22 protein-coding genes are annotated in these 22,595 nt (G+C 70.8%); 11 read left to right on the top strand and 11 right to left on the bottom strand.

The window, feature by feature from the left end; all coding sequences use genetic code 11:
• The first annotated feature begins 67 nt into the window (after positions 1-67).
• Both ACFY2X_RS06615 and ACFY2X_RS06610 read left to right on the top strand, forming a co-directional pair.
• Positions 68-880 (top strand): SAM-dependent methyltransferase, encoded by an 813-nt coding sequence (locus ACFY2X_RS06615; RefSeq protein WP_389933280.1) that lies wholly within the window; start codon positions 68-70, stop codon positions 878-880.
• A 106-nt stretch (positions 881-986) separates the two neighbouring features.
• Positions 987-1,805 (top strand): SAM-dependent methyltransferase, encoded by an 819-nt coding sequence (locus tag ACFY2X_RS06610; RefSeq protein ID WP_389933277.1) that lies wholly within the window; start codon positions 987-989, stop codon positions 1,803-1,805.
• 132 nt (positions 1,806-1,937) lie between these two features.
• Here the strand turns inward: ACFY2X_RS06610 and ACFY2X_RS06605 are convergent, their stop codons facing one another.
• Positions 1,938-2,609, bottom strand: coding sequence for a fasciclin domain-containing protein (locus tag ACFY2X_RS06605; RefSeq protein WP_389933274.1), 672 nt, complete (start codon positions 2,607-2,609; stop codon positions 1,938-1,940).
• Positions 2,610-2,893: 284 nt separating this feature from the next.
• On the opposite strand from ACFY2X_RS06605, the gene ACFY2X_RS06600 reads away from it, so the two are divergent.
• The 4 genes from ACFY2X_RS06600 (at position 2,894) to pgm (ending at position 6,330) form a co-directional block, all read left to right on the top strand.
• Positions 2,894-3,454: a TetR/AcrR family transcriptional regulator gene (locus tag ACFY2X_RS06600; RefSeq protein ID WP_389933271.1), complete on the top strand. Its 561-nt coding sequence runs from the start codon at positions 2,894-2,896 to the stop codon at positions 3,452-3,454.
• A complete protein-coding gene (locus ACFY2X_RS06595; protein WP_389933269.1) occupies positions 3,451-3,864 on the top strand; it encodes a DUF6463 family protein in 414 nt (137 codons plus the stop codon). Before ACFY2X_RS06600 ends, ACFY2X_RS06595 begins: the two co-directional genes overlap by 4 nt.
• Before the next feature lie 204 nt (positions 3,865-4,068).
• Positions 4,069-4,506 (top strand): DUF4345 domain-containing protein, encoded by a 438-nt coding sequence (locus ACFY2X_RS06590; protein WP_389933267.1) that lies wholly within the window; start codon positions 4,069-4,071, stop codon positions 4,504-4,506.
• A 174-nt stretch (positions 4,507-4,680) separates the two neighbouring features.
• Entirely contained in the window at positions 4,681-6,330 is a 1,650-nt protein-coding gene (pgm, locus tag ACFY2X_RS06585; protein WP_389933264.1) for a phosphoglucomutase (alpha-D-glucose-1,6-bisphosphate-dependent), read from the top strand.
• 15 nt (positions 6,331-6,345) lie between these two features.
• On the opposite strand, the gene ACFY2X_RS06580 is transcribed toward pgm, so the two are convergent.
• The 3 genes from ACFY2X_RS06580 to ACFY2X_RS06570 form a co-directional block, all read right to left on the bottom strand.
• Entirely contained in the window at positions 6,346-6,852 is a 507-nt protein-coding gene (locus ACFY2X_RS06580; protein ID WP_389933261.1) for a hypothetical protein, read from the bottom strand.
• A gap of 90 nt (positions 6,853-6,942) precedes the next feature.
• The gene (locus ACFY2X_RS06575; protein ID WP_389933258.1) at positions 6,943-7,404 is read right to left on the bottom strand and encodes a cupin domain-containing protein; all 462 of its coding nucleotides are present in this window, start codon (positions 7,402-7,404) and stop codon (positions 6,943-6,945) included.
• Between the two features lie 94 nt (positions 7,405-7,498).
• The gene (locus ACFY2X_RS06570) at positions 7,499-8,035 is read right to left on the bottom strand and encodes an NAD(P)H-dependent oxidoreductase (RefSeq protein ID WP_389933255.1); all 537 of its coding nucleotides are present in this window, start codon (positions 8,033-8,035) and stop codon (positions 7,499-7,501) included.
• A 604-nt stretch (positions 8,036-8,639) separates the two neighbouring features.
• On the opposite strand from ACFY2X_RS06570, the gene ACFY2X_RS06565 reads away from it, so the two are divergent.
• Positions 8,640-9,386: a metallophosphoesterase gene (locus tag ACFY2X_RS06565; protein WP_389933252.1), complete on the top strand. Its 747-nt coding sequence runs from the start codon at positions 8,640-8,642 to the stop codon at positions 9,384-9,386.
• 115 nt (positions 9,387-9,501) lie between these two features.
• Positions 9,502-10,446 carry an N-acetylglucosamine kinase gene (locus ACFY2X_RS06560; RefSeq protein WP_389933249.1) on the top strand — a complete coding sequence of 315 codons (945 nt, stop codon included), beginning with the start codon at positions 9,502-9,504 and terminating at the stop codon, positions 10,444-10,446.
• Between the two features lie 97 nt (positions 10,447-10,543).
• Here the strand turns inward: ACFY2X_RS06560 and ACFY2X_RS06555 are convergent, their stop codons facing one another.
• Together ACFY2X_RS06555 and ACFY2X_RS06550 are read right to left on the bottom strand one after the other, a co-directional pair.
• Positions 10,544-11,500 carry a hypothetical protein gene (locus ACFY2X_RS06555; protein ID WP_389933247.1) on the bottom strand — a complete coding sequence of 319 codons (957 nt, stop codon included), beginning with the start codon at positions 11,498-11,500 and terminating at the stop codon, positions 10,544-10,546.
• A gap of 528 nt (positions 11,501-12,028) precedes the next feature.
• Positions 12,029-13,582 (bottom strand): glycoside hydrolase family 10 protein, encoded by a 1,554-nt coding sequence (locus ACFY2X_RS06550; protein ID WP_389933244.1) that lies wholly within the window; start codon positions 13,580-13,582, stop codon positions 12,029-12,031.
• Positions 13,583-13,781: 199 nt separating this feature from the next.
• Between ACFY2X_RS06550 and ACFY2X_RS06545 the strand changes: the two genes are divergently transcribed.
• Together ACFY2X_RS06545 and ACFY2X_RS06540 are read left to right on the top strand one after the other, a co-directional pair.
• Positions 13,782-15,365 (top strand): glycoside hydrolase family 3 protein, encoded by a 1,584-nt coding sequence (locus ACFY2X_RS06545; RefSeq protein WP_389933242.1) that lies wholly within the window; start codon positions 13,782-13,784, stop codon positions 15,363-15,365.
• Between the two features lie 27 nt (positions 15,366-15,392).
• Positions 15,393-16,286, top strand: coding sequence for a MurR/RpiR family transcriptional regulator (locus ACFY2X_RS06540; protein WP_389933240.1), 894 nt, complete (start codon positions 15,393-15,395; stop codon positions 16,284-16,286).
• 123 nt (positions 16,287-16,409) lie between these two features.
• Here the strand turns inward: ACFY2X_RS06540 and ACFY2X_RS06535 are convergent, their stop codons facing one another.
• Complete coding sequence (locus ACFY2X_RS06535) at positions 16,410-17,468, bottom strand: serine hydrolase domain-containing protein (protein WP_389933237.1); 1,059 nt, start codon at positions 17,466-17,468, stop codon at positions 16,410-16,412.
• Positions 17,461-18,390 carry an N-acetylmuramic acid 6-phosphate etherase gene (gene murQ, locus ACFY2X_RS06530; protein WP_389933234.1) on the bottom strand — a complete coding sequence of 310 codons (930 nt, stop codon included), beginning with the start codon at positions 18,388-18,390 and terminating at the stop codon, positions 17,461-17,463. Before murQ ends, ACFY2X_RS06535 begins: the two co-directional genes overlap by 8 nt.
• A gap of 67 nt (positions 18,391-18,457) precedes the next feature.
• On the opposite strand from murQ, the gene ACFY2X_RS06525 reads away from it, so the two are divergent.
• On the top strand, positions 18,458-19,603 hold the full coding sequence (locus ACFY2X_RS06525; protein WP_389933231.1) for an exo-beta-N-acetylmuramidase NamZ domain-containing protein: 1,146 nt from the start codon (positions 18,458-18,460) through the stop codon (positions 19,601-19,603).
• A gap of 20 nt (positions 19,604-19,623) precedes the next feature.
• On the opposite strand, the gene ACFY2X_RS06520 is transcribed toward ACFY2X_RS06525, so the two are convergent.
• The 3 genes from ACFY2X_RS06520 to ACFY2X_RS06510 are packed head-to-tail and all read right to left on the bottom strand — an operon-like array spanning position 19,624 to position 22,573.
• Positions 19,624-20,484, bottom strand: coding sequence for a GNAT family N-acetyltransferase (locus tag ACFY2X_RS06520; RefSeq protein WP_389933228.1), 861 nt, complete (start codon positions 20,482-20,484; stop codon positions 19,624-19,626).
• A gap of 5 nt (positions 20,485-20,489) precedes the next feature.
• Positions 20,490-21,500, bottom strand: a complete 1,011-nt coding sequence (locus ACFY2X_RS06515) for an ABC transporter ATP-binding protein (RefSeq protein ID WP_389933225.1) — start codon at positions 21,498-21,500, stop codon at positions 20,490-20,492.
• Positions 21,497-22,573, bottom strand: a complete 1,077-nt coding sequence (locus ACFY2X_RS06510; RefSeq protein WP_389933224.1) for an ABC transporter ATP-binding protein — start codon at positions 22,571-22,573, stop codon at positions 21,497-21,499. The genes ACFY2X_RS06515 and ACFY2X_RS06510 overlap by 4 nt, the downstream gene beginning before the upstream one ends.
• Positions 22,574-22,595 lie beyond the last annotated feature (22 nt).

Raw genomic sequence — 22,595 nt, 5'->3', positions numbered from 1 at the left:
GTCCCGTGCTGACTTAAAGACGGATAAGGTCCGCTAAAACTCGCAGCGCTGGACGGAGGGCGTCATCGTGTCGTCGAAGCCTGAGCGGCCCAGGTTCGATACCACGATCCCGAACGCCGGGCGGATAGCCGACTACTTCCTCGGCGGCAAAGACAACTTCGCAGCCGACCGCGAAGCCGCCCAGGTGGCGCTCGCACTCGCGCCAGAGCTTCCCGCCATGTCCAGGGAGGGCCGCCGGTTCCTCGGCCGGGCGGTCCGCTTCCTCGCCGGCGCCGGCATCCGGCAGTTCGTCGACATCGGCTGCGGCCTGCCGACCCAGGGCAACGTGCACGAGATCGTCCGTGCCGTCGCACCCGACGCGCGGGTGGTGCACGTCGACAACGACCCGATGGTCGTCGTCCACGCCCAGGCCCTGCTTCCGGACGGCCCCCTGACCACGGTCGTCGAAGCCGACGTGCGCGACACCGAGCGGATGCTCGCCCATCCGGGGCTCACCGGCATGATCGACTTCGATCAGCCCGTGGCGATCCTTCTCTTCGCCCTGCTGCAGGACATCACCGACGACGTCCTGGCCATGCAGGTCGTCACCGACCTGCACAAGGCGATCACGCCGGGCAGCCACATGGCCATCTCCCACGCGGTCTCCGACCTGCGCCCGGAGACGACCGCGAAACTCGCCGCCCTCTACCAGGCCCGGGGCTCGATCACCGGACCCCACCGTGACAACCTTCGCACCAAGGCCGAGGTCGAGCACTTCTTCGACGGGCTCACGCTCGTCGAGCCCGGAGTCGTCTATGTCCCGCAGTGGCGGCCCGAAGAGACCATGCTCCACCGGCCCGATTCCATATGGATCGTCGGTGGCGTCGGCCGCAAGAAGTGACTCACCCCGCGGACCAATCAACGTTTTTCTCTCATCAACTGGCAATTGGCATCTATCCACGGGCGTCGCGGTTCTCTAATCTCGCAGAGAACCTAGGAGATGACGCATGAGCGACGCGGCCCGGCGGCCACCGGCGAGTCTGGACACGACCGTGCCGAACATCGCCCGCATGAACGACTACTTCCTCGGCGGCAAGGACAACTTCGCAGCCGACCGCGAGGCCGCCGACCGAGTTCTCGCCATCGCCCCGGAGATCAAGGCCATGGCGAAGGAGGCCCAGGCCTTTCTCGGCCGGGTGGTGCGCTATCTCGTCGAGCGGGGCCTCACCCAGTTCCTGGCCGTCGGCTGGGGACTTCCCACCCAGCAGAACGTCCATCAGGTCGCCCAGTCGCTCGTGCCGGGCACCCGCGTGGTCTACGTCGCCGACGACCCGATCGTGCTCTCCCACGCCCGGGCCCTCCTCGCCACGAATCCCGACACCGCCGTCGTCGAGGGCGACGTGCTCCATCCCGGCGAGTTGCTCGCCGACCCCGAGCTGCGGAAGCTCATCGACCTGAACCGGCCGGTGGCCGTCCTGATCACGTCCGCGCTCCAGTTCATTCCCGACGAGGACGACCCGTTCAAGAGCGTGGCCCTGCTGCGCGACTCGTTGCCGGTCGGCAGCCACCTCGTCATCGCCCACGCCGTCTTCGACATGCGCCCGGAGGCCGCGGGGCCGATCGTCGACATCTACCGGCAGATCCTCAACCGGACCGAAGACGCCTCACGCACGCGCAAGCAGGTGCTGCGCTTCTTCGACGGGCTGGAGCTGGTCGACCCCGGGCTCGTCTACCTCCGCCACTGGCATCCCGACAACCCCCTCACCGTCCAGGGTCCGGAGAAGACGTGGACCGTGGGCGGAGTCGCCCGCAAGGCCGAGGACTGACGGGGCCGCCGGAAGGCCGGCCGGATCGACGTCCGCGAACGGGCGCACCGGCCCTACGGCAGGAGGCATGGTGAGGGGCGCCCGACGGGCACCCCTCCAGCTGCTCGGATCGGCGATGCTCCGGAAGGGCGCTCAGCTCGGCGACACCTCGGAAGTCGGTGACGCTTCGGCCTGAGGCATCAGCACCGAATCGATGATGTAGACGGTGGCGTTCTTGGTGGGAATGTTGCCGCAGACGACCTTGGCGTCGTTGACCATGTACTCGCCGTTCTCCTCCTTGACGGTCAGCTTGCCGCCCTGGAGCGTCTCCAGCATCCCGGCCTCGAGATCCGTCGGGGTCACCTTCTTCGGGACGACGTGATAGGTGAGGATCTCCTTGAGCTGGGCCCTGTCGCCCATGAGCTTGGTGAGGGTCTCCTTCGGCACCTTGGCGAACGCCTCCCTGGTGGGCGCGAACACCGTGATCTCCTTGGCGGAGTTGAGAGTCTCGGCCAGCTGGGACTCCTGGAGGGCCTTGACCAGAGGCTCCAGCGCCGGGATGTCGGCCAGCGCGGAGGCGATCGGCCTGTCCTCCAGGCCCTTGCCCTGGTTCGGCAGGGAGGCGCAACCGGAGCCGATCGGCTCCCCCATCCCCTCCGAAGGCGAGGCGGAAATCATGTCCGAGGGCTCGGGCGAGGTCATGTCCGTGGGGACAGGCGTGGGAGAGAGGCCGGGAAGGGAACTCGTGGTGGCCGCCTGGGCGGCCGGGACTGCGGTCAGGATGAGCGCGGCCAGGGCCGAGGCGAGAAGAGGTTTCTTCTTCACGATGATCTCCTTGCTTGGCTGATGAACGCTCCGGGATCCATGGGTCCGGTCCCGAGGGCGCTCATCGGTCTATTCGTAGATCGATTCCCTCTACTTTTGCGATAAATGCCCCACAAAGGGACTCTTGACCACTTATCTCCCTAAACGATCAGATATGAGATCACAGAGGCATATTGCCGTACGAATATGAAGCAATCAGGTGAGCACCGAGCACCGGATCGAGGCCATACCGTACCGTATGGTATGTTTGATCTCCCAAGCCGGAGGACGAACGGGCAGGACAGATGGCGAGCAGGCACGACTGGCTGGAGGAAGGGTTCAAGGTGCTGAGCGAGGAGGGGGCGCCCGCGCTGACCGTCGAGCGGCTGTGCGGGCGGCTCGGCCTGACCAAGGGCTCCTTCTACCACCACTTCAAGGGCATGGCCGGGTTCAAAACCGACCTGCTCCAGCATTTCGAGGAGAAGCGCACCGTCCGATATCTCGACGCGGCGGACCACACCGCGGGTCCGCCGCAGGCCAGGCTGGATCATCTGCTGGAGCTGGTCCTGGCCGAGCTGGGCGACGGACTCGGTCTGGAGGTCGCCATACGCGCCTGGGCCGCGCAGGACGCGGAGGTCCGCGCGGCACAGGAACGCGTCGACCGTCTGCGCATCGACTACCTGAGCTCCCTGTGGCGGGAGGCCGGCGGCGCCGAGGCGGACGACACGCCCATGGCCCGCCTGCTGTATCTGGTGCTCGTCGGGGCCGGACACGTCGTCCCGCCGGTGTCCGTCGAAGACCTGCGCGACATCTACAGGCTGGCGCTGCGCCTGGTTCCGGGCGACAACCCGAGGAGGAGTGAATGAACCCGCTGGCCCGCTGGGTACCCCGGCTGATCATCGCAACGGCGGTGTTGCACTTCGTCTGGGCGTTAGCCCAGCCCAACGACTGGGCCGGAATCGTCGGAGACGGATTCGTCAGGACGGCCATCGACCCGAACGCGCCCGAGTACTACCCGCGCGAGGCGAGCATCTGGTTCATGGCGGCGGGCATCGTGATCCTCGCCATGGGCACGCTGTCCCTGCACGTGGTCCGGACGACCGGGCGACTTCCCGCGCAGGTCGGGTGGTATCTGCTGGCGACCGGAGTACCCATGTGCGCCATCTATTTCCCGGTCACCGGCAGCTGGGCGCTGGTCGTCATCGGCGTGCTCGCGCTGATCGCCGCCCGCCGGCCGGCCGGGCCGCGCGGCGGCGAGGGCGCCCTCTCGAGGTGAGGGCACCCACCGTTCCCGTTCCATATTCGTCCCGGATCTTCGACACCGAGGCCGGTGACTCCTCCGCTCCCTGAAGAGAGCGGCTTCTCGCCCCCCTCGGCAGAGGCAGGCGACGGCCAAGCCCTGACCGTTTCAAACGAAGGAACCATGACGGGGAAGCGATTCCCCTGCCGGGTGAACCCGGCAGTCCCCTCACTAGACCTGATGGAGGTCGCTACCGTGTTGTCCCGCCGAGCGCTTCAGACGGCCGTCGTCCTGCTGGGCCTGGTCGTCCTGGGAACCGCCGTGAACGACATCGCGTTCGGGCCCGCCGCGCTGCCCGACCATGCCCAGACCCAGGTGAACGCGACCCTCGACAGTAACTACCGCTTCTTCGCGGGCGTCTGGTTCGCCCTCGGCATCGTCATGCTGACGCTCGCCCGCCGCGTGGAGCACTCCGGGCCCGCGTTGCGCGCGGTCTGCGGCGCCGTGTTCCTGGGCGGGCTGGCCCGGGTTCTCTCCCTTGCCGTGGCCGGTCCGCCGCACCCGCTGTTCGCCGCGTTCATCGGCGTGGAGCTGCTGACCCCGCTCGTGCTGGTCGTCTGGCAGAGCCGCCTGGCCCGCTCCGGGAGCTCGGCGGTGAGCAGCCCCGTCGCCTCGTAGGCCGGCCGTCATGCGGTCGGCGAGAGCCGCCGACCTGGAAACCCGCGCGGCTCCTCTTGATGTTTCCCGAACTCTGAGGGAAGGAGAGGATCAAGGGGGAAACAACGGCTTTCAATGGAGTTCTGCCCGTTTGAGGATGGGTACCGTTGGCCGTGATGACATAAGGAGATTGCAATGACCCACGAGCGCGCGGGACAGCAGGCGCAGCCGTCCGACCTGGTCGACGTGGCCCGCCTGGTGACCGCCTACTACGCCCTGCACCCCGACCCCTCGGAGGTCGGCCAGCGGGTGGCGTTCGGAACCTCAGGGCATCGCGGCTCATCTCTGAACACCGCCTTCAACGAAGATCACATCCTTGCGACCAGCCAGGCCATCGTGGAGTACCGCGCGGCGCAGGGAGTGGACGGCCCGCTGTTCCTCGGCGCCGACAGCCATGCCCTGTCGGAGCCCGCGCAGGTGTCGGCGCTGGAGGTGTTCGCGGCCAACGGGGTCAGGGTCCTGATCGACAGCCGCGACGGTCACACCCCGACGCCGGCGGTCTCCCACGCGATCCTCACCTACAACCGGGGGCGTACGGCGGGGCCGGCCGACGGCGTGGTGGTGACCCCCTCGCACAACCCGCCCAGCGACGGCGGCTTCAAGTACAACCCGCCGAACGGCGGCCCGGCCGACACCGACGCCACCTCCTGGATCCAGGACCGCGCCAACGCGCTGATCGCGGGCGGGCTGAAGGAGGTCAGGCGAATCCCCTACGCCAGGGCCCTGACCGCCGACACGACCGGCCGCCACGACTTCCTCGGCGAATACGTCGACGACCTGCCTTCGGTGCTGGACATCGAGGCGATCAGGAACGCCGGGGTGCGCGTCGGCGCCGACCCGCTGGGCGGGGCGAGCGTGGCCTACTGGGGCGAGATCGCCGATCGGCACCGGCTGGACCTCACGGTGGTGAACCCGCTGACCGACCCGACGTGGCGGTTCATGACGCTGGACTGGGACGGCAAGATCCGGATGGACTGCTCGTCCCCGTACGCGATGGCCTCCCTCATCGCCAACCGTGACGCGTTCGACGTCTCCACGGGCAACGACGCCGACGCCGACCGCCATGGCATCGTCACTCCCGACGGGGGCCTGATGAATCCCAACCACTACCTCGCCGTGGCGATCTCCTACCTTTACTCCCACCGGCCCGACTGGCCCGCGGACGCCGGGGTCGGCAAGACGATGGTGAGCAGCAGCATGATCGACCGGGTGGCGGCCGATCTGGGCAGGCGGCTGATGGAGGTGCCCGTCGGATTCAAGTGGTTCGTACCCGGGCTGCTCGACGGCTCGCTGGGCTTCGGCGGCGAGGAGAGCGCGGGGGCGTCGTTCCTGCGCCGCGACGGCTCCGTGTGGACCACCGACAAGGACGGCATCATCCTGGCGCTGCTGGCATCGGAGATCATCGCGACCACCGGCCGTTCGCCCAGCGAGCACTACGCCGGCCTGACCTCCAGGTTCGGCGATCCGGCCTACGCCCGGGTCGACGCTCCGGCCGGCCGGGAGGAGAAGGCCGTACTCTCCAAGCTCTCGGCCGAGCAGGTCACCGCCACGACGCTCGCCGGTGAGCCGATCACGGAGGTGCTCACCTCGGCCCCCGGCAACGGAGCCCCCCTCGGCGGGGTCAAGGTCAGCACGGCCGACGCCTGGTTCGCCGCCCGGCCTTCCGGCACCGAGGACGTGTACAAGATCTATGCCGAGTCCTTCAAGGGGCCCGAGCACCTCGCCGAGGTGCAGGATGCGGCCAGGAAGCTGGTGTCGGAGTCGCTCGGGCGAAGCGGGGGATGACGGGGCCGCGCCGGGTCAGCCCAGATGCCACCAGCGGATGGCGGCCCAGAGGCCGGCACCGGCGCCGAGCAGGATGGCCAGGACATACACGGCGGCGATCGTCGTGTCGGAGAGGTAACCGCTGCCCCCGACAAGTACCGCCATGACCAACATGCCCAGCAGGCCCACGCCGGTACCGGCGGCGAGGCCGACCCCGGACGCCTTCAGGGTGCGCGCGAGGTCGCTGGACCGCCTGCGGGCCGGCACCAGGGCGGACACCAGCCGATCGACGACGAGCACGGGATCGTCGTCGATCCGGCCGGCGACGAACTCCACGGGCACACGTCCGGGCTTCGGCTCGCTCAGGCAGATCCACTGACGGTCGTCGAGGAAGACGGCCACATCGTCCGTCCCGGGAAGGCTCACCCGGAGGAACGGCGTGCCCTCGGGGAACTCCTCGCGCTCGTGGCGGACGATCGGAGCGTTCGCGTCGAGCACCGCCCGCAGCTCCCGCAGCGCCCGCTCCTCCGCCGGGTCATCCACGACGACCTCCCTGCCTCCCGTTCTCGTACGGCGCGGCGCCACGGCCGGAACGTCTTCCGTACGGCCCGGTCCGGCGCCGCGACCGGGACGTCAGCCCGTGGTCAGGACCGGGCCGGTCCATCTCAGCTCGTCGAGATTGACCACGATCGCCTCCTGCGTGCTGCGCGCGATCACCACGATCGCCTCCAGTTCGGGGTCGGGGTTCTCCTCCCGGTGCGGGACGTAGGGCGGCACGAAGACGTAGTCACCCGGCTTGGTGTCGATGCGCACCTCGGCGGGCTCGTCGGCGTCGATGTCGAAGAAGACGAACGACGGGGTGCCGCTGACGACGTAGATGGCGGTCTCGGACTCCCCGTGATGGTGGTTGGCGGATACGGTGGCCGGCGCGACATGGCTCTGGCCCATCCACAGGCGCCTGGATCCGACGGTGGCACCGCTGATCGCGGCACGCCGGCGCATTCCCGGGCTCTGCGCCGTCTCCGAGGTCAGCCCGCCGGGTGCGATGTGGTGCAGCCGGCGGTGGAAAGGATCCTCGGGAAGGATGATCGTCATCAGCGGCTCCTGGTGCCGTCGGGAGGACGGGGTTCTCCCCGGTCCTCGCGGAGAGCGGGCGACGGCCCGCCGGTCTGGCCGGCGGGCGTGACGCTCACACGGAAGACCTCGCGAGCGCCTCCGAGCACAGTTCCTCCAGCGCCCTGCCCAGCCGGTCGCGGAACGCCGGGTCGACGAGCCTGCCGGTGGAGTCGAAATGGCTCACGGTCGGCGACACGGTCAGGTCGACGCCGTACACGATCGCGCCGGCGGCGGCCAGGGCCCGGCCGAGCTCGGCCTGTGTCCACAATGCCTCATGGGCGCGCAGGCAGCCGGTCACCACGACGACCGGTTTGCCTACCAGGATCGCGCCGCCACGCCCGGACGACACCCAGTCGAGCGCGTGACCGAGCTGGGACGGCAGGGCGCTGTGCGCCGGCGCCGCGACCAGCAGGCCGTCCGCCGTGGCGAGCGTGTGACACAGCTCGTCCACCCCGGGCGGAAGCGGGCCGTCCGCCAGCGGCGGCATCTGATCCAGCCCGTCCCAGATCTCGAAGTCCACCGATGGGGGCAGCTCCCGCCCCGAGGCCTCCAGCAGCCTGTGGATGTATGCCCGCGAGCGAATGCTGCCCGCGATTCCGATGATCTTCATCTCCGACCTCATCCCTGTCGCGGTGACGCGACACCACGAGCGAGGGGCGCCCCATGGACTTCGGTCACGCGAACGCGGCCGGCGATACGAGAACCCCACACTGTTCCGGAAAAACCGCTGAACGGCGTTACGTGATCCATCGCGGAAGGTTCGCCTACGGCGGAGCCGCAGCCGCCCAGCCGCTCACGGGACCCATGACACCGGGCATGTCCTGCTCGTCACCGCCGCGTCACCGCCGCCGGACTTCACGCTCCGTCACGCCCTGGACCTGCCCTCAAAAAGGGTCATCGAACGGGATCCGACAGTAGTGATCGAGCATAAAACGGCTATTTCTTCACCAAGCACAGCGTGTGCGCCGGACAGGCCTCGGATCGCCGTGGCGAGCGTCCGGGTGGGCGTGACCCGGGAGTCCCGCCAGGCGCCCGTCCCGTACGGCCTCGCGCGCAGGCGCCTTCCGGGCCGGGGCGGCGCCCCCGCGGCGGTGCCGACCTCGACGTGCGGACGGTCCGGAAGTGGACCAATCTTCCGGCATGACACTGGATCTTATGATTGGCCCGGTGGGTGCATAGGCTCGCCGTCATCTCCCACCAGGAAGGACCACGACGTGCTCGTGTTCGCGCACCTCAGCGACACCCATATCGACGGCACCCCGCGCAGCGCCGATCGCATGAGAGCGGTCATGGACTATCTCAACGGCCTGCCGTACGACCTTGAGGCGGTGCTGGTCACCGGGGACATCGCCGACCACGGCCTGGTCTCCGAATACGAGGAGGCGCGCAAGCTCCTGGGCTCGCGGCATCCGGTGCTCACCTGCCCCGGCAACCACGACGTCCGTGCGGCGTTCCGCCAGGTCCTGCTCGACGAGCCCGCCACGCAGGACCCGATCAACCGGGCGTACCACACCCCCGGGGCGGTCTTCGCCCTCTGCGACTCGTCGATCCCCGGGCAGGACGACGGCCACCTCGCCGAGGAGACCGTCACCTGGCTTGAGGCCCTCCTCGGCGAAACGGCGGATGACGTGCCGGTGTTCATCGCCTTCCACCACCCGCCCGTCGCCCTGCACAGCCCGTTCCTGGACGCCATCCGGCTGAACGGCGAGCAGCGGCTCGCCGAGCTCGTCACCCGGCACCCGAATGTCGCGGCGGTCCTGTGCGGGCACGCCCACACCCCGGCGGCGACCACGTTCGCGGGGCGGCCCCTGCTCGTGGCGCCTGGCGTCGCCTCCACCCTCAGGCTTCCCTGGGAACACGGCCCGAGCGACGACTACGTCGACTACCGGCTTCCTCCCGCCCTGGCCTTTCACGTCCTCGACGACGGGCGGCTGACGACCCACTACCGGGTGGTCACCTGACCGCTTCGGCCGAGGCGCGGCCCGGCGCTCCACGAAAAGGCCCGGGGGCCTTCTCTGCGCAGAAAATCTTCATAAGAATATAGACCTCAGGAGATTATCTGCATGTGGGGTGCGCGTGACGACACTGGTCATCGGCGTCGACGGAGGCGGGACGAGCACCCGCTGCGTGGTGGCGACGGAGTCCGGGCAGGTGGCCGGGCGGGGATACGGGCAGGGAGCCAACACGCTCTCGGCCGCCGACCCCGGCGGAAGCCTGCGCGCGGCACTGCGGACCGCGCTGGGGGACCTCGACCCGGGGCTGGTGGCCGGCGGCGTGTTCGGGCTGGCGGGCGCCGGATCGGCACGCGAACAGGCTGAGGCCCTCGTCACGGAGGTATGGCGCACAGCAGGTCTGCCGGGGCGGCCCGCTGTGGTGCCCGACATGCTCGCGGCCTTCGCCGGGGCCACCGAGGAGCCCGCAGGGACGGTCCTGATCGCGGGCACCGGCGCGGTGGCCGCCCGGGTCGAAGGCAGGCAGGTCACCGGCCGGGCCGACGGATACGGCTGGCTGCTCGGCGACGAGGGATCGGGGACGTGGATCGGACGGCGTGCCGTACAGGCCGTGCTGGCCTCGCTCGACGGCCGGGCCGGGCCCACCGCGCTGCGCGGGGGAATCCTCGATGACACCTCGCCCCAGCGGATCGTGAGCATGGTCCACGAGGGGGTCGCCGAGGCCGGGCCCGCCTGGCTGGCGCGGCTGGCGCCGTCGGTGGAATCGGCGGCGAGAGCGGGCGACGCGGCTGCCCTCGCGATCCTTCAGGAGGCCGCGCGGTCACTCGTCGGCACCGCCCGGTCGCTGGGCCCCGATTCCGGGCCGCTGGTGCTGGCGGGCTCCTTGCTCACCGAGCCCACCCTGCTCGCCGCGAAGGTCCGCGCCGAGCTGGACGGTGCCGGAGCCGTCGCCCACGGCACCGTGATCACCGCCCGCGACAGCGCCGCCGGCGCCGCCGCCCTCGCGTTGCACGGCATCAGCCCGCGGCCCCTCGCCGCCCACCGGCGGCTGATCGCCCAGGAACCCTGACCCCCGTCCCCGTCCGTGCGGGCCCCGCCCCGGCATGCCGCGCGAGAGGACCTGCCGGTGGAGGTGGCGGCCAGGGCGCTCACGCGCCGCCGACCGGTCAGGGCGGCCTGTAGCCCGGCAGGATTTCGACGCGCACCTCGTCGTCATCGGTGATCACGATGACACGCCCGCCGCCCTTCGCCCAATCGTCCCGGGAGACGACGGGAAGAAGGTAATAGCGGCCCCCGCGGATCATCAGGAGCCGTAACCCGTCATACCGGTACCTGTATCTGCCGTGCCGCAGGTCCACCCGGTTCACGCTGTCGTCTTTCAGAGCCAGCTGGTCGACGCTATATATGGAGACCGAGGGACTCCAGGGCAGCTTGGCGATCATCCGATTCGCGCTCGATATCCCCGTGGCATTCGCATGCAGCGAGGCCGCCCACAACAAGCACACGCTCGCTGTCACCAGGGCCATGGTGAAGGCGATCCTGCCCGCGGGCGTCCCTCGAATCGACCAGGTCAAAACGAGCGGCCCCAACCCGAGCAGGGCCAGAACGGCATACGTCTTCTCGTGGGATCGGCCGGGAATCCGGTCAGCCAGCCAGATCAGCAGGACGAGCCCTCCGACCGTGAGAAGAACCCCCGAGACCCGGGCCACGCGATCGGCGTTCCTCCTGAGACCTGATCGTTCCACCATTCTCGTCTCGAAGTCCCTGGCCTTTCGCGGCAGGAGCGACCGCAGCGCCGACCGCCTCGCCAGTGCCGCGAGAAGGAGGATGACGAGCACGGCGACGGTGACCAGATTCGGCGTGAAAAGGGTGAGCCCCCGCAGCGCGTATTCCAGGAACCCGAATTCCAGGTCGAGGGCCCGCAGATAGAAATGGCCGAGATATGCGTCGGTATACGCCCAGCCCATGTAGACGAGGGTGGCGGCGGCCAGGGAGGCGGCCCCCGTCAGAAAACCGATGACCGCTCTCAGCTCCCGGTGCGGGGAATCTTGCGGGGCCCGCTTCGGCGCGGCGCCCGCGTCCTCGGCGGGAGAGGACCCGCCGCCTGCCCCTGCTCCGGTCACGGCTGTTCCGAGTCCTGATCCGTGGGAGATGCGGACGCCGGGGACGAGCCGGAGGGAGAAGGCTCGGTGGGAGTGGGAGGGGGTTCGACGTCCGGCTCTGGCGACGGCGATTCCATCACCGACGGACGAGGCTCGGGAACGTCGTCGCCCCCGCCGTGCGTGCGCGACGTGCTCGGTCGCCCTTCCGTGGGGGAAGGGGAGGATGTCACGATCGTGACGGTCACCGTGGGCGAATCGGACCTGCCACCGCACGCGGCCGGTGCGGCCACGCCTGCGATCGCGAAGAGGAATCCGAAGCCCGCGCGCCGGAGCCGAGGTGCCCGCCGGTGTGAGGGTGCCGCCTGTGAATTCAACCGACCCAGCTCCCCTTCGCCTACGGGCCAGGGGGGCTCGCTCTCAAGGCAGCACCTTTCCCGGGAGATTCACCTCGAAACCTGGGCGGCCGTTCGCCGAACGGCGGCGCCCCGGCGCGCTGCGGTTCCCGTGAGGACGGGTTCGCGGCGCGCAGGGGCGGCGCCTCTCAGGAGATCACCACTGCACGCGGCGGCCGTGGCTCGGCGGGCTCTGCCTGTTGGCCCGGTCGACGGCCGTCACGTAGTAGTAGGCGCCCCTGGCTCCCGCCGGGTCGACCCAGCGCACGTGCCGGTCGGCGGGGATGACGGCGACCAGGTTGCGGGCGTCGGTGAAGTTCTCGGGCCTGGCGGGCCGGTCGAACCGGAAGATCGCGTACTGGAACGGGACGTCCTTGTCCGTGGCGAGGATGCGCAGCTCGGCGCCGCCGTCCACCCGGCGCGCCCACACCAGCACCGGGCGGCGCGGGGCCCGGCCCTCCGCGAGCCTGGGCAGCAGCGGGGCGAGCGCGGGGCGCGTGTAGTGGTCGGCCACGACGGTGGTGATCGAGCCGAGCCGGTCCTCGCGCACGTCACCCGAGTTGTACCAGATGTCGCCGCCGACCTCCGGGTGGTTCCGGTTGAGGGTCAGGTGCTTGGTGAGCTCCTCCGGCTGGGACCACTGGACGGGCTGCCCGGCCGCCCCCGCCTTGTAGGCCGCCTGGCCGATCCAGAGCTGCGTGCCGGTGCCCGCCGCGACGTCGGACCACCAGGGAACCAGCTTGGCGTAGTCGGCGTTCGACTGACCGATGTACCAGTAGAGCTGCGGCGCGATGTAGTCCAGCCAGCCCTTTTTGACCCAGCCCCGGGTGTCGGCGTGCAGGTTGTCGTAGGACTGGCTGCCGCTCGTCTCCGAGCCCAGGGGGTCTGTCGCCTTGTTCCGCCAGATGCCGGACGGGCTGATGCCCCAGGCGATCTCCGGTTTGGCCTGCCGTACTCGCTGCCGCATCTCCTGCACGAGCAGGTCCACGTTGTTGCGCCGCCAGGCCGCGAGGTCGGGGAAGCCCTGGCCGTATTTGGCGAAGGCCGCGCTGTCGTCGAAGGCGGCGGTGTTGACCGGGTAGAAGTAGTCGTCGAAGTGCAGGCCGTCGATGTCGTACTTGGTGACCGCGTCCATCATCGCGTCCTGCACGAACGCGCGGACCTCGGGCATGCCCGGGTTGTAGTAGAGCTTGCCGCCGTAGGGGACGATCCAGTCGGGGTGTTTCCTGCCCGGGTGGTCGGGGTGGAGCTTGGCGGGGTCGGCCTGCATCGACACCCGATAGGGGTTGAACCACGCGTGGAAGGCCAGGCCCCGCCTGTGCGTTTCCCTGACCAGGAACTCCAGCGGATCGTATCCGGGGTCCTGACCCTGGGTACCGGTCAGATACTGCGACCAGGGCTCGAACGGCGAGGGCCAGAAGGCGTCGGCGGTCGGCCGGATCTGCACGAACACCGAGTTCAGCTTGCGGGCCTGCGCCAGGTCCAGCCAGGCGAGATATTCGGCCTTCTGCTGGTCGGCGGTCAGCCCGGCCTTCGACGGCCAGTTGATGTTGACGACCGAGGCGATCCACATGCCGCGCATCTGGCGCAGCGGCGGCACATATTCGGCCGGGGAGGTGGAGACTGAGGCGAAGGCAGGCAGGGGTACGGCGGTCGCCGCCGTCGCGAGGGCGAGGCCGCGCAGGACGGTGCGCCGGGTGGGTGAGCTCATGCAGACTCCAAGGGGGGTGCTCGGTTCCTGGCCTCCTGCGGTGTGAGGCCGCGGGCCAGGCGCCGTTGGACGAACACGAAGCTGATCACGAGGGTCTCGACGGCGAGAATGACAGAAATTTACTTTCCAGGCAACGAGGATGAAAGAAAGTGTCATTGATGTGTAACCTGCCCGGAGACGTCTCCTGAGAAGGTGCCCCATGCCTCATAGCAGTCCCGACCTGGCCCGGCTGGCCATGACCGTGCTTCAGCCCGGCTTCGACGGCACCGCGCCGCCCGACTGGCTGCGCCGGGCGCTCGGCGAGGGCCTAGGCGGGGCCGTGCTGTTCGCCCGCAACCTCGCCGACCCGGAGCAGACCGCCGAACTCGTCACCGGGCTGCGGCGGGAGAACCCGGCCGTGGTGGTGGCGGTGGACGAGGAAGGCGGGGCGGTCACCCGCCTGGAGGCGAGGACCGGCAGTTCCTGGCCGGGCAACCGGGCGCTCGGCGTGGCCGACGACGTCGAGCTCACCGAGCGGGTCGCCCGCCAGATCGGCCGCCTCCTGTCCGCGGCCGACATCACCCTGAACTACGCCCCCGTGGTGGACGTCAACGCCAACCCGGCCAACCCGGTGATCGGCATCCGCTCCTTCGGCCCCGACCCCGGGCTCGTCTCCCGGCATGCCGCGGCCTGGATCACGGGGCTGCAGAGCGCCGGAGTGGCGGCCTGCGCCAAGCACTTCCCGGGCCACGGCGACACCGTCACCGACTCCCACCACGCGCTGCCGACCGTGCACGCCGACCTCGAACTCCTCAGGGAACGTGACCTGCCGCCGTTCCGCGCGGCGGTCGAGGCCGGGGTTCAGGCCGTGATGTGCGGTCACCTGCTGGTGCCCGCCCTCGACCCGGACAACCCCTCCTCTCTGAGCAGGCGGATCCTGACCGGCCTGCTCAGAGAGGAGCTGGGTTTCGGCGGCCTGCTGGTCACCGACGCGATCGAGATGGGCGCCGTCGCCGCCCTGCACCCTCCCGGCGAGATCGCGGCCCGCGCGCTGGCGGCGGGGGCGGACGCGATCTGCGTCGGCGTTTCCTCCCCCGGCGGGGAGAGCGTCCACGCGCTGCGCGAGGCGATCGTGGAGGCCGTACACGACGGGAGGCTGCCCGAGGACCGCCTGGCCGAGGCCGCGGCACGGGTGCTCGCCCTGGCGGGCTGGCACGCCGGAAACGCCGCGCGGGCGCACGACGTCCTCCCGGAGGGCCCGCGGGAGGCGACGCGGGCGCGAAGGGAGGAAGAGGGCGAGGAGCTGGGCCTGCGAGCCGCCCGCGCGGCCATGCGCGTGGTCGTCGCGAAGGACGGCTCCGCCGCCCCGTCCGCCCTGTCCGCTCCGCCCGCCCCGTCCGCCCTGTCCGCTCCGCCCGCCCCGCCCATCCTGTCCCGGCCGCCCTTGGTCGTCGACATCGCCCCGCGGTTGAATCCGGCGGTCGATCCCGCCACCCCCACCGGCCTCATCGGCGCCATGATCGAACTGCTGCCCGATACCACGGGACACACCGTCACCGCCGAGACGGCGAAGCTCCCCGACCTCGGCGACCGCGAACGGCCGCTCGTGCTGGTGGTGCACGACGCCTTGCGCCACGCCTGGGTCCGGGACCTGCTGGCACAGGCCGTACGGCTGCGCCCCGACGCGATCGTGGTCGAGACCGGGCTGCCCGGCGAGCCCGCCGGTGCCGTATATATCGCCACACACGGGATTTCGCGAGCTTCGGCCCAAGCTGTTGCCCTATGGCTGACCGGTGGCCAATAAGCTTGATCTCGACAGAAGAGGTTTCGCATGAACGACCACGACGACCCCACCCCGGGGAATCTGGTGGCAACGGTAAGGGCGCTCCTGCCCTCCCTCACCCCCGCGGCCCAGGCCATCGCCCGCCTCATCCTCAACGATCCGGGCATGGTGGCCCGCAGCACCATCACCGAGCTGAGCGGGGTCTCGGGGACGAGCGAGGCCACGATCGTGCGCACCGCCAGGGCCCTCGGCTTCGCGGGCTACTCGCAGCTGCGCTTCGCCCTGGCCGCCGCGGTGGCCAGGGAGGAGCCCGAACGGCTCGTCCCCGGCGACCTGGGGCCGGACGACCCGCTCACCGACGTGATCGCGAAAGTGACCAGGGCCGAGTCCGAGGCGCTGGCCGACACTGCGGCGCAGCTCAACCCCGACCGGCTGAGCATCGTGGTCGAGGCCATGGCCGACGCCCGCCGGGTGGACGTCTACGGGGTCGGTGCCTCCGGCCTGGTGGCGGTCGACATGGCGCAGAAGCTGATGCGAATCGGCCTGTCCGGGCACGCCTTCACCGACGCCCACCTCGCGCTGACCAGTGCCGCGCTGGCCCGTCAGGACGACGTCGCGGTGGGGGTGAGCTGCACCGGCGAGACCCCCGACGTGCTCGCGCCCATGCGCCTGGCGGGCAAGGCCGGCGCGACCACGGTGGCGATCACCAACAACCCGCGCTCCTCGCTGGCGGAGCTCGCCGACCACGTCCTGGTCTCGGCGGGCCGGGAGACCGCGTTCCGTCCCGGCGCGCTGGCCAGCCGGATCAGCCAGCTCCTGATCGTGGACTGCATCTTCGTCGGCATCGCACAGCGCACGTTCGAAACCTCGGACGCGGCGTTGCGGGCCACCCGGGACGCGCTCGACGGATACATGACGGACACGCGCCGCCGCAACCGTTAGCGCGGCGGGCGGGGCAGGCGGGGCGGGCGGCTCGGCCTCACCGCTCCGGTCCCGCCCCGGAGGCGGGAACCCGTGGCCGCGCGCTCGTCACGGCAGGTGCAGCCTCGGCGGCGCACGCGCTCGTCACGACAGGCGCAGAGCCTCGGCGGCGACGGCGTGCCGCAGATCGCGAATGCCCGCGCGGCCTCGGAGCGGGTGGACGTTGTTGGTCAGCAGAACGACCGTCAGGGCTCGTTCGGGGGCGACGACGAGCGAGGTGCCGGTGAACCCGGAGTGGCCGTAGGCGCCGCCCAGCGGGCCGACGATGGCGGGGTCGCCGATGCGCACCCCGAGCCCCTGCCCGAAACCGGCGCCCTTGACGCCGTGGTCGCGGGTCATCTCGGTGACGGTTCCGGGGTGCAGGATCGGGCCTCCGCCGGTGCGCAAAGCCTCGGCGAAGCGCAGCACGTCGCCCGCGGTGGAGAAGATTCCAGCGTGCCCGGCGATCCCGCCCAGGTCGTATGCGGTCTCGTCGTGCACCTCGCCGCGCACGCATCCCGGGCCGGGGCGTTCGGCTTTGTCCTCCGTGGCTGCGATCCGGGGACGCAGTGACGGCGCGGGCCGGTAGCCGGTGTCGCGCAGGCCCAGCGGACCGGTGATCCGGCCGCGGAGCAGCTCGTCCAGGGAGTCTCCCCCGGCGATCTCCGCCACCCGGCCCGCGATGACCATGCCCACGTCGGAGTAGAGGTAGCGCTCCCCGAGCGGGTTCAGCGGCGGCGTGGACAGGACGTGCTCCAGATGGGCGGCACGGGTCTCGGGCCCGCTTCCGAGAGCCTGGTGGCCGGGCCGTCGGCTGGACGGCAGGCCTGCCGTGTGGGTGAGCAGGTGCCTCAGGGTGACCCCGCCGGGCCCGCCGGGCAACCAGGTCGTGACGGGTTCGTCCAGATCGAGGAGGCCCTCCTCGGCCAGGGACAGGATGACGGCCGTCGTGAAGAGCTTGGTGACCGACGCGAGGTCGAAGATCGAGTCTTCGCCGACGGCCGGGCGGTCGGCCAGAAGCGCCTCCGAGGCCCCCGAGTATCGTTCCAGCTCTCCCGCCGTCGCGGCGGCCACCATGGTTCCGTCCACGGCGACCACGGCGACCGCCGCGGAGCACACCCCCGGCACGGCAGCCGCCAGGACATCGCCGAGCGGGTCAGGCACCTCGCACGTCCTCCACCTCCCGCTCGGCCGCCAGCGCCGCCTCCAGCCGGTGATCGTGGGCCTCCAGCAGGGTCCGGGCGTCGTCGGCGTCGAGGTCGTGCTCGATCATCAGCACCGCGACCTTCACGTTCCACCCGGCCGCCTCCAGCGCGGGGCGGGCGACGGGCAGGCCCGCGCCGGTGATGTCACTGACCATCCGCGTGGCCCGGTCGGCGAGCTTGGAGTTCGCCGCCGACACTTCGATCATGCTGTTTCCGTAGGTACGGCCCAGCCTCACCATCGAGATCGTGGAGATCATGTTGAGGACCAGCTTCTGCGCGGTCCCGGCCTTGAGCCTGGTCGAGCCGGCCACCACCTCGGGGCCGACGACCACCTCGATCGGGTGCAGCGCCGCTCCGGAGAGCGGGGTTCCGGCGTTGCACGACAGCCCCACGGTCAGGGCTCCGCGACGGCTCGCCTCCGCGAGCGCGCCGAGCACGAACGGCGCCCGGCCGCTGGCGGAGACACCCACCACCGAGTCGAGTTCGCCCACTTTCCGGTCGCCGATCGCGGCGGCTCCCGCGGCGGCGTCGTCCTCGGCGCCCTCGACCGAGCGGGTCAGCGCGGGCGTGCCGCCCGCGATGATGCCCTGCACCAGCTCCGGGTCGGTGCCGAAGGTCGGCGGGCACTCGGAGGCGTCCAGCACGGCCAGCCGGCCCGAGGTTCCCGCCCCCACGTAGATGAGGCGCCCGCCTCTCTTCATCCGGTCGACGATGGCGTCGATCGCCGCGGAGACCGCCGGGACCGCCGTGGACACCGCCGCGGGGACCATGGCGTCGGCCGCGTTCATCAGCCGGGCCACCTGCTCGGTGGAGAGCCGGTCGATCTCTCCGTAGCGGGGATCGCTCTGCTCGGTTGACAGGTCGGAAAATGGATCAATCATGGCACCTCATGTTGCTAATTTTCATTAAAGTCTTCTCTTATGCAAATTGTCTTCCAAGAATGGAGTCATGTCACTTGTGCGCACCGGACTCCAGCGACTTGTGTCCGATCCCGGCCTCCTTCCCCATAGCCGGATCGGCCTCGTCACCAATCCCACGGGCGTCCTGCCCGACCTGACGCCGGGCGCGGTCACCCTGCGGTCGGCGGGCGTGCCGCTGACCGCGCTGTTCAGTCCCGAGCAGGGAATACGCGGCGCGGCTCAGGCCGGCCACGGCGAGCCGGCCGGACCCGATCCGGTGACCGGCCTGCCGGTCTTCGACACCTACGGCAAGGACGGCCCCGCCCTGGACGAGCTGGTGGCGTCCTCCGAGATCGACGCCCTCGTCTTCGACATCGCCGACATCGGCACGCGGTTCTACACCTATGTCTGGACGATGTACGACCTCATGGCGTCGGCCGCCCGGCTCGGGCTGCGCTTCGCCGTACTGGACCGGCCCAACCCCCTCGGAGGGACCGTCGCGGAGGGGCCCGCACTCGACCCCGCCTACGCCAGCTTCGTGGGCCGGGCCGCCGTCCCGATACGGCACGGCCTCACCGCCGGCGAGCTGGCCGTGCACGTCAACCGGCTTCTCGGCGCCGACCTTCAGGTGATCGCGGCCGAGGGCTGGCGACGGGACACACCGTGGGCGGCCACGGGCCTGCCGTGGGTGATGCCCTCGGCGAACATGCCGACCCTGGAGACCGCCCTGGTCTATCCGGGCACCGGCCTGTTCGAGGGCACCAACCTGTCGGAGGGCCGTGGCACCACCCGGCCCTTCGAGCTGGTCGGCGCCCCCTACCTCGACGGCAGGTTCGCCGCCGAGCTGAACGGCCTGGGCCTGCCCGGCGTGCGGTTCCGCGACATGTGGTTCGCGCCGACCTTCCACAAACACGCGGGCGTGACCGTGCGGGGCGTGCAGCTCCACGTGCACGACCCGGAAGCGTTCCGGCCGGTGCTGACGGGGGTGTCGATGCTGGGCCTGGCGCGCTCGCTCCACCCGGAGGAGTTCGCCTGGCACGACGGCCAGGACGGCGGGCCGTACTTCGCGGACCTGCTGTGGGGCTCCGACACGCTGCGCCGCGTCATCGACGCGGGAGGCGACCCGCGCGCCCTGTGCCCGCCGCCGGAACACCCGGAGGTCTGGACGGACGGCGGACCGCTGCTCTACCACTGACATCGGAAAACACCCAGCCGTCACCGCAGGCCGCGGCGGTAGAGCCAGAAGACCCGCTCGGCTGTCGCGCCGACCGCCCGGGAGTAGAACCCCAGTGGCCCCACCCAGGCGATCTGCGCGCTGACCTGGCCGGCCGCCCGCTGCTCGGCCAGGCAGCGGCGCAGCAGCACGCGGCCGACGCCCAGGCCCCGCGCGGCCGGCGCGGTGCCCATGGGCCCGAACCAGCTGGGTCTGGTGCCCCACGCGGCGAAGCCGAGGATCTCCCCGCCCCGGTGGGCGTAGTGACAGCCGCTCGCCTGCTCCGCCTCCCAGGCCCAGTTGTCGTTCCAGTGCTCCCGGACGAAGGCGGTCACGGCGGCGCGATCCCCGGGCCCGGCCGCGCGCACGGTGACCCCCGCCTCCGCCAGCCGTACGAGATCGGCGTCGGTGGACAGGTCGGCCGTGAGGTCGACGGTCATGTTCCACGCGACCCTGTACCGCTCGTACTCGAGGCTCTCGGCCAGGCAGGCCGCCGGGGTGTAGCGCACGTCGATGCCCGGCCAGGCGTAACAGGGCGGGTTGCCGGCGAACCGGACCTCGGTCGCCCCCTCGGCCCGCAGCCACTCCTCGGCCGCGGCGACCAGCGCACGGCCACGCCCCCGGCCCTGCACCTCGGGGCGTACGGCGAGCAGGTCGATGTGCCCGACCCCTGCCTCGCGCGCCGACATCGAGGTGAACACCACGCCGTCGAGATCGCCGTCGGCCAGGGCGGCCCACCGGCGCTCCGGCGGCGGCGAGGAGAGCCGGGCCACCAGGTGCGCCCCCTCCCCGGCGTCGAGGGTGAGCGCGGCTCCGGCGAGCTCGCCGAGCGCCGTCATGTCGGCCGCCGCGGCCTTCTCCACGGGGCTCACCCTCGGCCCACCGGCATGGCGACGACGCTGCGGCGTTCGGGGTGGAAGCAGGCGTGCTCCTGGGGCGTGCCCTCGCCGTGGCCGAGCACCGGACGCTCGGACTCGCAGCGGCCGGTGCGGAACGGGCAGCGCCGGGCGAACAGGCAGCCCGCGTCGTGATGGCTCTCGTTCAGCGCCTCGGTCGGCGTCACCGGCTGCTCACCCGGCCGCTCCAGGCCGTGCAGCACCGGAATGGCCGACAGCAGCGACTGCGTGTAGGGGTGGACGGGGTCGGAGATGACCGTCTCCACGCGGCCCCGTTCGACGACCTGCCCCCGGTAGATGACGTAGAGCTCGCCGTCGTCACCGATGTAGCGCGCGGTCGCGACGTCGTGGGTGATGAACAGCACGCTCACGCCGAGCCGCTCGCGCAGATCCTTCAGCAGCGCCAGGATGCCCAGCCGCAGCGACACGTCGATCATCGAGGTGGCCTCGTCGGCGACGAGCATCTCGGGATCCATCGTGAGCGCCCGGGCGATGACCACTCGCTGGCGCATGCCGCCGGACAGCTGGTGGGGATAGCGCGGCAGCACGTAGCCCGGGTCGAGCCCGACCAGCGCCAGCAGCTCTCCGGCCCGCTCGTCGACCCACGACTGCGGGCGGCCGGTCTGCTTCGCCCGCAGGGCCAGGGGCGCGTTCAGCGTCTGGTGCACCGTGCGGGTCGGGTTGAGCGCCGAGTACGGGTCCTGGTGGATGAGCTGGATCCGGCGGAAGTACTGCTGCCGCTGCCGTGGCCGCAGCGACGACATGGGAGTCCCGTCGATGGTGATCTCGCCGGAGTCATGGCTCTCCAGCCCGGCGAGGATCCGTCCCAGCGTCGTCTTGCCGCAGCCGGACTCGCCGATGAACGAGACCGCTCCGCCCTTCTCGATGGCGAAGTCGACACCGCGCAGCGCCATCACCTCTCGGCCGCCGAGCACACTGCCCCGCTGCCTGAAGGTCTTGGTGATGCCTTTCCCCGTGATCACGCCCGCTCCCTCCGCACTCCTTCTACCCCGGTGGCGCCCCGCGCCCCCACGGCCTGCCGCACGCGGTGTTCCTGTCCCGCCTGCCCGTACCGGCCCGTACCAGCCACGTGGCACGCCACGATCGACGCCCCGTCGGAGACGACGGGCGGTTTCTCCGTCTCGCAGACGTCCATGCGCGAGACACAGCGCTCCCTGAACACACAGCCCCGTTCCGGGATCGTGCCCAGCGTCGGCGGGCGGCCGGGCAGCGCCCTGGCCTCGTCGATGTCGCCCACCAGACGCGGGATCGCCTGGAGCAGGCCCTGGGTGTAGGGGTGGCGGGGGGCGCTCAGCACGTCCCTGGTCGGGCCCTGCTCGACCAGGCTCCCGCCGTACATGACGGCCAGCCGGTCGGCCACCTCGGCCACCACGCCGAGGTCGTGGGTGATGACCATCGTGGTGAGCCCGCGTTCCTCGTGGACCTCGCGGATGATCCGCAGGATGTTCGCCTGAGTGATCATGTCGAGCGCGGTCGTGGGCTCGTCCAGCACCACGAGATGGGCGTTGAGCACCAGCGCGAGCATGATGCCGACCCGCTGGCGCATCCCGCCGGACAGCTCGTGCTGGTGGGAGTCGAGAACGCGCGCGCCGTCCATGCCCATCCGGCCGAGCAGGTCCTTGGCGTCCCTGACGAGCGCGCGCAGGTCCTCCACGTCGTGCGAACGGCCCAGATCGAGCAGCTGCTTTCCGACCGTCTTGAGGGGGTTGAGGGAGTTCTGCGCGGCCTGGAAGACGTATCCGATGTGCCGCCCCCTCGCCTTGCGCAGGTCCTCTCCCCTCAGCTTCACGACGTCACCGAGACCGTCGATCTCCACGCTGCCCGCGCTGATCCTGCCGGGCGGCTGGACGGCGTTGAGCAGCGACAGCGCGAGGGTGGACTTGCCGGAGCCCGACTCGCCGACCACCCCGGTGATCGACCCGGGCACGAGCTCCAGGTCGATCCCGGAGATCGCGGGAAGCTCGCCCGCCGGCGTCCGGTAGACGACGGACAGGCCGTTGACACGCACTCCCGGCGCCTTCTTCACAGAGGTCACCGGCGCCGGCTTTTCAGAGGTC

The sequence above is a fragment of the Streptosporangium sp. NPDC000396 genome, from assembly GCF_042898655.1.
Lineage (GTDB): Bacteria > Actinomycetota > Actinomycetes > Streptosporangiales > Streptosporangiaceae > Streptosporangium.
Note: the sequence above shows the minus strand (reverse complement) of the source record. Positions and strands in the feature narration are given on the sequence as shown.